Genomic DNA, 8,916 nt, shown 5'->3' on the forward strand with positions numbered 1-8,916 from the left:
AGGGAGAGGGGGAGCAACTATTAACTGTTCACTGTTCCCCGTTCCCTGTTTTCACGGGTGACTGGTAACTGGTGACTGAAACACTGTTACCTGTTACCTATTCCCTGTTACCTGTTACCTGTTCCCTGTTCCCTGTCAACTGTCTTCACTGGCGACTGGTGACTGGTGACTGGTGACTGTAAAAGGCGATCGCTTAACATAAATATACGATTTGACAAAATTTTCAAGGATATATCGTTCGACGGAACTGATACAGGCAGAAACTCGGGAACTTATGGCACACGACTCCAATCGTCTCCAGTGGAACGGACAGGCGTTCTTCCTACTCGCGCCGTTTTTCTTTTGGGGAACGGCAATGGTCGCTATGAAAGGGGTGATTCCCCACACGACGCCGTTTTTTATGGCGGGAGTGCGCCTCGTCCCGGCCGGGGGGCTAGTGTTGCTTGCGGCGGCGATCGCCAAACGGCCCCAGCCGCAAACGGTGAAAGCGTGGCTGTGGATTTTGCTGTTCGCTCTCGTCGATGGGGCTATCTTTCAGGGGTTTTTAGCGTCGGGATTGGTGAAAACAGGAGCTGGACTCGGTTCGGTTGCGATCGACTCGCAACCGTTGGCGGTGGCGGTCTTGTCCTGGTTGCTGTTTGGTGAATTCATCGGATTTTGGGGCTGGTTGGGCTTGGGAACGGGACTGGTCGGAATTAGTGCGATCGGCTTGCCGGACGAGTGGTTTCTCGCCGCGTTCGACCTCGACTTTGCCGCGACATCGGTTAACATCGATCGGGTGTTCCAACAGGGGGAATGGCTGATGCTGGTGGCGGCGCTCTCGATGGCGATCGGGACGGTGATGATGCCGAAAGTCTCGGAACACGCCGATCCGGTCGTCGCGACGGGATGGCACATGATTTTAGGAGGATTGCCCCTGTGGGGCATTTCCGCCGCGATCGAATCTCAGCCTTGGCAACAGTTAACCCCGACGGATTGGGTCGCTTTGGGCTATACAACCGTCTTCGGTAGTGCTGTGGCCTACGGGTTGTTTTTCTACTTCGCCGCTCGAGGCAATCTAACCAGTCTCAGCTCTTTAACCTTCTTTACGCCGATTTTCGCGCTGTTGTTTGGTTATTGGTTCCTCGGTGAAGTCCTCACTCCCGTTCAGTGGGTCGGGGCGAGTGTTACGCTCGTTAGCGTCTATCTCATCGAACGTCGCGATCGCCTGCCCTCGTTCTCCGATCTCCAAGGCCGATCGCCTGCATCTCTGTCGGAATCCACCCTCGACCCGTCTCGAGCCGAACCGATCGAGGTTCCTCCCCGCGAGTCTTCATCGGAAGATTCGGAATCGAAGGTGTTGCGCTCGTAAGTCGGAGAGTGGGTTCTCGATTTGACGAACTCTTAACCCAACGTGCGTTCTTTCTCCATGGCGTCAGTTCCCGATAGTTTGTCTTCTGCAATCACCCGTCGTTTCCGCCGGACTCGCTCGGTTGTCCTGTTCGTCACTTGTACCACCTGTTGGACGCTGTGTTCTGTCTCCGCGATCGCCGAGCGGGTTTGGGCTTCTCCGAGGGCGATCGTGGCACAAGCTGAAGACTCTCCTTCCGAGCCATCGGAAACGCCCGATCCGTCTGAGTTGCCCCGTTTGAGCTTGGGGGACGAAGGTGAAGCAGTCGCGACGCTCCAACAGTGGCTCAAAGATCTCGGGTATTACAAAGGCGAGGTGACGGGAATTTACGATCTCGCAACGGACATCATGGTGGCGGACTTTCAGGAAACGCAAGGATTGCCCGTGGACGGGGTGGTCGGTACGACTACCTGGGAACGTCTGGCCGCTTTACGTGAAAACGCTCCCGCCTCAGAAGATGCATCCGCTTCAGAAAACGCGTCTTCCGAACCGGCCGCTTCGCCCGAACCGAAGGCAGAAGAGAGAGCCGAGGAATCTGACGGCGGCGGTCTTTCTTGGTTGATTTGGGGGGCGGGGTTTTTGGCAGTTCTCGTCGTCGGCGGACTGCTGTTTTTTACGATTTTGAAGCTATTTCGCGAGGATGTCGAGTACGAAGAGGGGCTAGAGGAAGAAGACCCGGAGACCGCCCCCGAACCCCTCCCGGAATCGCCGGTGGAGTCTTCAAAGGACGAGCCAGACGCCAAGCTCGACGATGTCCCCGACAGCCTACCGCCACCCTCTAAGCCAGAACGTCAAACCAAACCGGACGCGTCTGCCGCCAACAGTTGGGAACCTGCGAACGTCGAACCGACACCGTCAGAAACGGCAGCAATGACACCACCGCCCCCCTCGCCGTCTCGGGACAAGGTAGACACCGTGACCCGCCTGCCTCGTATGAGCATTGTGGAAGCTCTCGTGCGGGATTTGCAACACCCCGATCCCCAACGACGACGCACAGCGATTTGGGAACTCGGACAGCGGGGCGATTCTCGAGCTATACAGCCCCTCGTGGCGTTGTTAACGGATTCGGACTCGCAACAGCGCAGTTTGATTTTATCGGTGTTGGCGGAAATCGGAACGCGCACGATGCAGCCGATGAAACAGGCGTTGATGTTGTCGTTGCAAGACGACAGCCCGGAAGTTCGCAAAAATGCGATTCGCGATTTAACTCGCATTTACGATTCGATCGTACAGATGAGTCAGTTGTTACAACTGAGTACTACCGATGCGGATGCGGAGGTGCGAGAGACGGCGAAGTGGGCGATGTCGCAACTCCAACGCCTGCGAACGGCGTTCCCCTCGGAGGAGCGATCGGACGATCGCTAAACTCAAATTGCAGCTTTGTAACTATTGTTACGGCTTAGCTTTTTTAATAGTGTTAAAAATCAAAAGTAATCAATCGTTTTTTACGATAAATACACGCTTCTAGGGTTCCGGTTTAAAGGATCTTCCTCTAAACGTCTGGTCCGAGAGAAGCAGGCAGCATCAATCGATCGCTCCACACCTGAGAAGTTATCGAGCTGCTACACGGCGGGGAAAAAGCCCGGGAGGTCGTTCTGTTTCCTTTTTTAAAAGGAGGTGGAACCTTCCTGGGCTTGTTTTTTTGTCGTGTTTTTTCAAGTCCGAAGCGATCGCTAAAAACACGACAATTCACCGTAAAACCTTAGAAACAAAACGATGACGGACGAACCCATATTTAACCGTCCTGGCGACAGCGGACAACCGCCCCAAACCGAAGCCGATCGCGCCCTCGATCGCGAACGACAACTACCCCTAACCGGATGGCAACAGGAAGTCGATCGCGGTCTCGAATACGGTTTAGAAGCCGCTGCCAGCATCCGCGATCGCACCATCCCCACCTTTTCGCGAGGCGAACTCCCTCACTACGCCGGAATCAACACCTTTCTCAAAGCCCCCTATCTCGAAGACGTGCGCCTGGTAGGTAACTACGACGTGGCGATCGTTGGCGTTCCCCACGATTCCGGAACCACCTACCGCCCCGGAACCCGTTTCGGTCCCCAGGGCATCCGCCGCATTAGCGCCCTCTACACCCCCTATAACTTCGAGTTGGGGGTCGATTTACGCGAACAAATTACCCTCTGCGACGTTGGCGACATCTTCACCATTCCCGCCAACAACGAAAAATCCTTCGATCAAATCTCCAAAGGCATCGCCCACGTCTTTAGTTCCGGCGCCTTTCCCATTATCCTCGGCGGCGACCACTCCATCGGCTTTCCCACCGTCCGAGGCGTCTGTCGCCATCTCGGAGATGCCAAAGTGGGCATCATCCACTTCGATCGCCACGTGGACACCCAGGAAACCGATCTCGACGAACGGATGCACACCTGTCCCTGGTTCCACGCCACCAACATCAAAAACGCCCCCGCCAAAAACCTCGTTCAACTGGGTATCGGTGGCTGGCAAGTACCACGGCAAGGGGTAAAAGTCTGTCGCGAACGCAACACTAACATCCTCACCGTTACGGACATTACAGAAATGGGTTTGGATGCGGCCGTAGAGTTCGCCCTAGAACGGGCGCTCGACGGTACCGATTGCGTTTACATCAGTTTCGATATCGACTGCATCGATGCGGGATTCGTCCCCGGTACGGGCTGGCCCGAACCCGGCGGACTGCTGCCCCGCGAGGCGCTGTATCTCCTCGGAAAAATCGTCCAAAACGCCCCCGTCTGCGGTTTGGAAGTGGTGGAAGTGTCCCCGCCTTACGACATCAGCGACATGACATCGTTAATGGCAACTCGGGTCATCTGCGACACGATGGCGCATTTGGTGGTGTCGGGACAATTGCCCCGCAAGGCAAGGCCGTCTTACATTTGCGAAAACGGACAACCCGACCCCGAAACAAACTGGCAGTGAGAGAGGTTTCTTCATGCACGAAACCGACATGACTAAAGCGTTAATTCTGACGGTGAAGGACTGGTGGGAAAGCCAACCGGAACGGCCGAACGTTCGATGCGTTCATCTGACGGTGGGTCAGTTTACCTGTGTCGAACCCGCTAGTTTGCAGTTCGCCTTTGAGGTGCAAACCCGCAATACCTTCCTTGAAGGAGCGACGCTGGAAATTCGTGAAACGCCGTTGATAGCGTTCTGTCATCCCTGCAATGCTGAATATCGCCCACAAATTGGTTTGCAATATGCCTGTCCGAAGTGCGGTTCGCCGATGGAAGACATTCGGTCGGGTCGGGAGTTGAAGATCGATCGCCTCGAGTGTGCTGAGACGGTGAAGGGATGAGGAGAGAGAGGGGGAGCAAGGGAGAGGGGGAGAGAGGGAGCAAGGGAGAGGGGGAGAGGGGGAGATTTGCTTTAAACTCAAAATCCCGAAATATACAACTTCTAAAATTTACTGATTAACACCATGCACCAAACATTCGACGCCGCTCTAGAACTGAATTTACTCCACGCCAATCAATCGACGGCCGATCGCAATCGCGCTTTATTCGACGACTGGGGTATTACCTGCTTCAACATCATGAGCAGTCCGGGGGCTGGAAAAACGGTTCTCCTCGAACGGACGCTGGCGGAGTTGAGCCGTCACAGTGCGATCGCCGTTATTGAAGGAGATATGACCACCGAACTGGATGCCGACCGACTGCGACGTTACGACGTTCCCGTCATCGCCATCAACACCGGCCGTTCCTGCCATCTGGACGCCAAGATGGTAGCCGGTGGAATGCACAGCTTAGAACACGATTACGAACCCGCCGATTTCGATATCGTCTTTGTGGAAAACGTGGGAAATCTCGTCTGTCCGGCGGAGTTTGAAGTGGGGGAACACGCCAAAGTTGCCTTACTCAGCGTCACGGAAGGGGAAGACAAACCGTTGAAATATCCGGTGATGTTCCAAGAGGCGGACTGTCTGCTCGTCACGAAGATGGATTTAGCACCTCATTTGGATCTCGAGATCGATCGCATCGCCGAAAACGTTCGCCAGATGAACCCCCACGTCGCCATCTTTCCGGTATCCGCCAAAACCGGCGAAGGGTTGAACGCTTGGTTTAACTGGGTGCGTCTCCAGGTGGCGTTACGCCAGCAACCGGCCAAAGCTGCCGCTCTCGAACCCTCTTGTTAGTTTTGAGTCCAACTTAATCTGCTCCGTTCGTCAGTAGGAGATTCTGTTTCGATGCAACGTCGCTCTTTTTTCACCAGCCTGGGACTGTTTTTCGCCAGCGTACTGATTACGGTCAGTTGCACCCAAAGTCCCACCCCCAGCGATTCGCCAACCACCGCCACCAACGGCGACGATGCCAAACCTGTGGTGATGGGGTTCAGTGCGTGGCCGGGTTGGATTCCCTGGCAAGTGACGGAAGAGGCGGGATTGTTCGAGGCGAACGGCGCAACGGTAGACTTGCGCTGGTTCGATGGCTACCTCGATTCGATTAACGCGTTGACCGCCGGACAACTCGACGCCAACACGCAAACCCTCAACGACACGATTAGTTCGGTGGCGGCGGGGTCGGAACAGGTTATCGTCCTCGTCAACGACAACTCTACGGGGAACGACAAGATTATCGTCAGCGAAGAGATTGACAGCGTCGAAGATTTGCAAGGAAAAACGGTCGCCGTGGAAGAGGGAACCGTCGATCACTTTTTGCTGTTATTGGGATTGGAAGAGGCGGGAATCGACCCCGCCGAGGTGACGATTCAGCCGTTGGAAACGGGAGCGGCGGCGGCGGCCTTCGTGGCGGGACAAGTGGACGCTGTGGGGGTATTTGCGCCGTTCACGACGAAAGCCTTGGAACGGGAAGGCAGTAAGGAATTGTTTAGTTCGGCAGATTTCCCCGGTGCGATTCCCGACCATTTGGTGGTCTCTCGTCAGTTACTCGAAGAACGACCGGAACAGGTTCAGGCGATGGTGGATAGTTGGTTCGCCACGTTGGGTTATATCGAGGAAAACCAAAGCGAAGCCTATGAAATTATGGCAAAACGCGCTGGGGTGAGTGTTGAGGAATATCGCGATTACGATGCGGGAACGACGATTTTTAGTTTGGAAGATAACTTGAACGCGTTCGAGCCGGGGGACGATATGGAATCGCTGTCTTATGCGGCTCAACGGATTGGTGATTTCCTCGTCGAAAACGATTTAATTCAGGAAAAACCCGATTTGGAAATGCTATTTGACGATCGCTTCGTTAAGGCTTACGCCGAATCGCAAGGTTCCGCTTCTTAAGTTTTCTGCGCTCTAACTACCTGTGGCTAGGGCGTTTTTTTGAGTGTGGGAGTGTCGGACGGTTTGTGTTGTTGAAGAGTTTGTGTTGTTGAAGAGTTTGTGTTGTTGAAACTATCGATCGCAAGGTTGGAGGGTTTGTTATGAGAGTTGAAGCTCGTCATGAAGTTCGTCAGTCCGAACGCAATTCATCGGAATTGCAGATGTCGCGATCTCGCCAAACGCTAACGCCGACGGTGTTGTGGAATATTCGCGAGGAAATCCCCAAACATCTGACGTGGAAATTGATGTTGGTGTCGATCGCCGTTCCGATTTTGTTGTGGTGGTTAGTCTCGAGTACGGGAATCGTGAAACCGCTGTTTTTACCGACGCCAGGGGCGGTTTTGGATTCGATCGCTCGTTTGTGGGCAGAAAATACGTTACAGCAAGATATTGTTTACAGTTTGTTTCGGGTATTGAGCGGGTTTGCGCTGGCGGCGATCGTCTCGATTCCGCTGGGAATTTTGATGGGAACCTTTGAGAGCGTTCGCGCCGTTACCGAACCGGCGATCGCGATTTTACGGTATATGCCCGCCCCGGCGTTTATTCCCCTTTTGATTTTATACTTTGGCTTGGGAGAAGTGCCTAAAATCCTTTTGATTTTTATCGGCACGTTGTTTTTTAATACTTTGATGGTCATGGACGCGGTAAAGTTCGTCCCCAAGGAGTTAATTGAAACGACGTACACTCTCGGCGGCGGACGTTGGCAAGTGTTGACTCGCGTGATTTTACCTCATGTTTTTCCCAACGTTTTGGATGCGGGGCGCGTCAATATGGCGGCGTCTTGGAATTTGGTCATCGTGGCAGAACTGGTGGCGGCGACGGAAGGGTTGGGGCGGCGAATTAGCGTCGCTCAGCGGTTTTTGAGGACAGATGAGATTTTCGCGGGGCTGATTGTTATTGGTACGATCGGGTTGGCGATCGATCTACTATTTCGTTTGACGTTACGGCTGTCTTGTAAGTGGGCGATGAAGTGAGGTTTGGAGGGTTAATCACACCAGATACAGAGGACACAGAAAATTGGCTTTTTAAGATTTCGAGAAGGGTAGGGTGTGTTCTGGCATCGATCGCTCTTTGGGTTCGAGCATCAAGGTTAAATCTGCCGGAACTCACCACTTAAAAATTAATTTTTAAAATTGCTCTCGAGCGAATTTAAATTAATATTATAACACAAAAAATATTCATTTAAAAATACGTTTTTAAAACCTCTTAAAAACCATGCACTTAGAAGTCAATCACCTGCACAAAGAATTCCAAACACCGCGCGGTTCTTTGTTGGCGTTGAAAGATATCAATTTACACGTGGAACAAGGGGAATTTGTCTGTGCGGTAGGGGCGTCGGGATCGGGAAAATCGACGCTGTTACGGCTGATTGCGGGGTTGGAAACGCCCACGTCTGGGGAAATTCTCGTGGATGGGGAACGGGTGACGGGGCCGGGAAGCGATCGCGGGATGGTGTTTCAACGGTACACGCTGTATCCCTGGATGACGGTGGCGGATAACGTGGGGTTTGGTTTAGAACTGCAAGGGGCGTCTAAATTCGAGCGTCGTCAGTTGGTGGAATACTATCTCGATGTAGTGGGATTGATGGAGTTCGCTAAAGCCTTACCGAAGGAGTTATCAGGAGGGATGAAACAGCGGGTGGCGATCGCTCGCGCGTTGGCGTCACAGCCGAAAATTTTGCTGATGGACGAACCGTTTGGGGCGTTGGACGTGCAGACGAAAGAGACAATGCAACAGTTTATGTTGGAGTTGTGGGAACGCACGGGAACGACCATTTTTACGATTACTCACGATGTCGCTGAGGCGGTGTTTTTGGCGCAGCGAATTTACGTTCTCAGCGCTCGTCCGGGGCAAGTTCGCGAAGAGGTTTTCGTGGATTTATCGCTCGATCGCGACTATCACATCAAGCGATCGCCTCAGTTTCAAGATTACGAAATGGCGATTTTGGATGCGCTGCGATCGCAATCATGAATACTCGTCCACCTGTGTCCCGCGAGGTGGCGGTGTCTTGATTAGAAGGGCTTATCCCTCCCGACAGGCGGTATTCTCGCCGAACCGCCAGAACTTTGGCTGGACTGCTCCCCCAAGTCGTTTCCGCTGTGGGGCTTTTGGTTAGTTTCTTTCGCCTAGAGTCCGACGTGTACGAACCGACTCAGAGGACTTATAGGTTGGGTTTCCCTTTCGCTGAGAGGTCGTGCCTCCAGGTGGTTCGGAATCTCGTTCCGCCCTTTGCCGTACCGCTCAGGATAGGGCAATTCTAACA

Annotated in this window: 8 protein-coding genes and 1 riboswitch; all 8 genes read left to right on the forward strand. The window is 53.6% G+C overall.

Annotated elements, in window-relative coordinates; all coding sequences use genetic code 11:
- Positions 1–274 precede the first annotated feature (274 nt).
- The 8 genes from POG22_RS06550 to POG22_RS06585 all read left to right on the forward strand — a co-directional run bounded on the left by POG22_RS06550 (position 275) and on the right by POG22_RS06585 (position 8,624).
- On the forward strand, positions 275–1,351 hold the full coding sequence (locus POG22_RS06550; RefSeq protein ID WP_498904300.1) for a DMT family transporter: 1,077 nt from the start codon (positions 275–277) through the stop codon (positions 1,349–1,351).
- A 42-nt stretch (positions 1,352–1,393) separates the two neighbouring features.
- Entirely contained in the window at positions 1,394–2,755 is a 1,362-nt protein-coding gene (locus POG22_RS06555; RefSeq protein WP_498904301.1) for a peptidoglycan-binding protein, read from the forward strand.
- 88 nt (positions 2,756–2,843) lie between these two features.
- Positions 2,844–2,981: riboswitch (guanidine-I (ykkC/yxkD leader) on the forward strand.
- A gap of 125 nt (positions 2,982–3,106) precedes the next feature.
- Positions 3,107–4,303: an agmatinase family protein gene (locus tag POG22_RS06560; RefSeq protein ID WP_498904302.1), complete on the forward strand. Its 1,197-nt coding sequence runs from the start codon at positions 3,107–3,109 to the stop codon at positions 4,301–4,303.
- A gap of 13 nt (positions 4,304–4,316) precedes the next feature.
- The gene (gene hypA, locus POG22_RS06565) at positions 4,317–4,679 is read left to right on the forward strand and encodes a hydrogenase maturation nickel metallochaperone HypA (RefSeq protein WP_498904304.1); all 363 of its coding nucleotides are present in this window, start codon (positions 4,317–4,319) and stop codon (positions 4,677–4,679) included.
- A gap of 123 nt (positions 4,680–4,802) precedes the next feature.
- A complete protein-coding gene (hypB, locus tag POG22_RS06570; RefSeq protein ID WP_498904306.1) occupies positions 4,803–5,516 on the forward strand; it encodes a hydrogenase nickel incorporation protein HypB in 714 nt (237 codons plus the stop codon).
- A gap of 51 nt (positions 5,517–5,567) precedes the next feature.
- Positions 5,568–6,614 (forward strand): ABC transporter substrate-binding protein, encoded by a 1,047-nt coding sequence (locus POG22_RS06575; protein ID WP_498904308.1) that lies wholly within the window; start codon positions 5,568–5,570, stop codon positions 6,612–6,614.
- A gap of 200 nt (positions 6,615–6,814) precedes the next feature.
- Positions 6,815–7,627, forward strand: coding sequence for an ABC transporter permease (locus POG22_RS06580; RefSeq protein WP_051044254.1), 813 nt, complete (start codon positions 6,815–6,817; stop codon positions 7,625–7,627).
- A 241-nt stretch (positions 7,628–7,868) separates the two neighbouring features.
- A complete protein-coding gene (locus tag POG22_RS06585; RefSeq protein ID WP_498904310.1) occupies positions 7,869–8,624 on the forward strand; it encodes an ABC transporter ATP-binding protein in 756 nt (251 codons plus the stop codon).
- The last annotated feature ends 292 nt before the right edge of the window (positions 8,625–8,916 follow it).

Origin of the sequence: Geitlerinema sp. CS-897 (assembly GCF_028368005.1) — a bacterium.
Lineage (GTDB): Bacteria > Cyanobacteriota > Cyanobacteriia > Cyanobacteriales > Geitlerinemataceae > Baaleninema > Baaleninema simplex.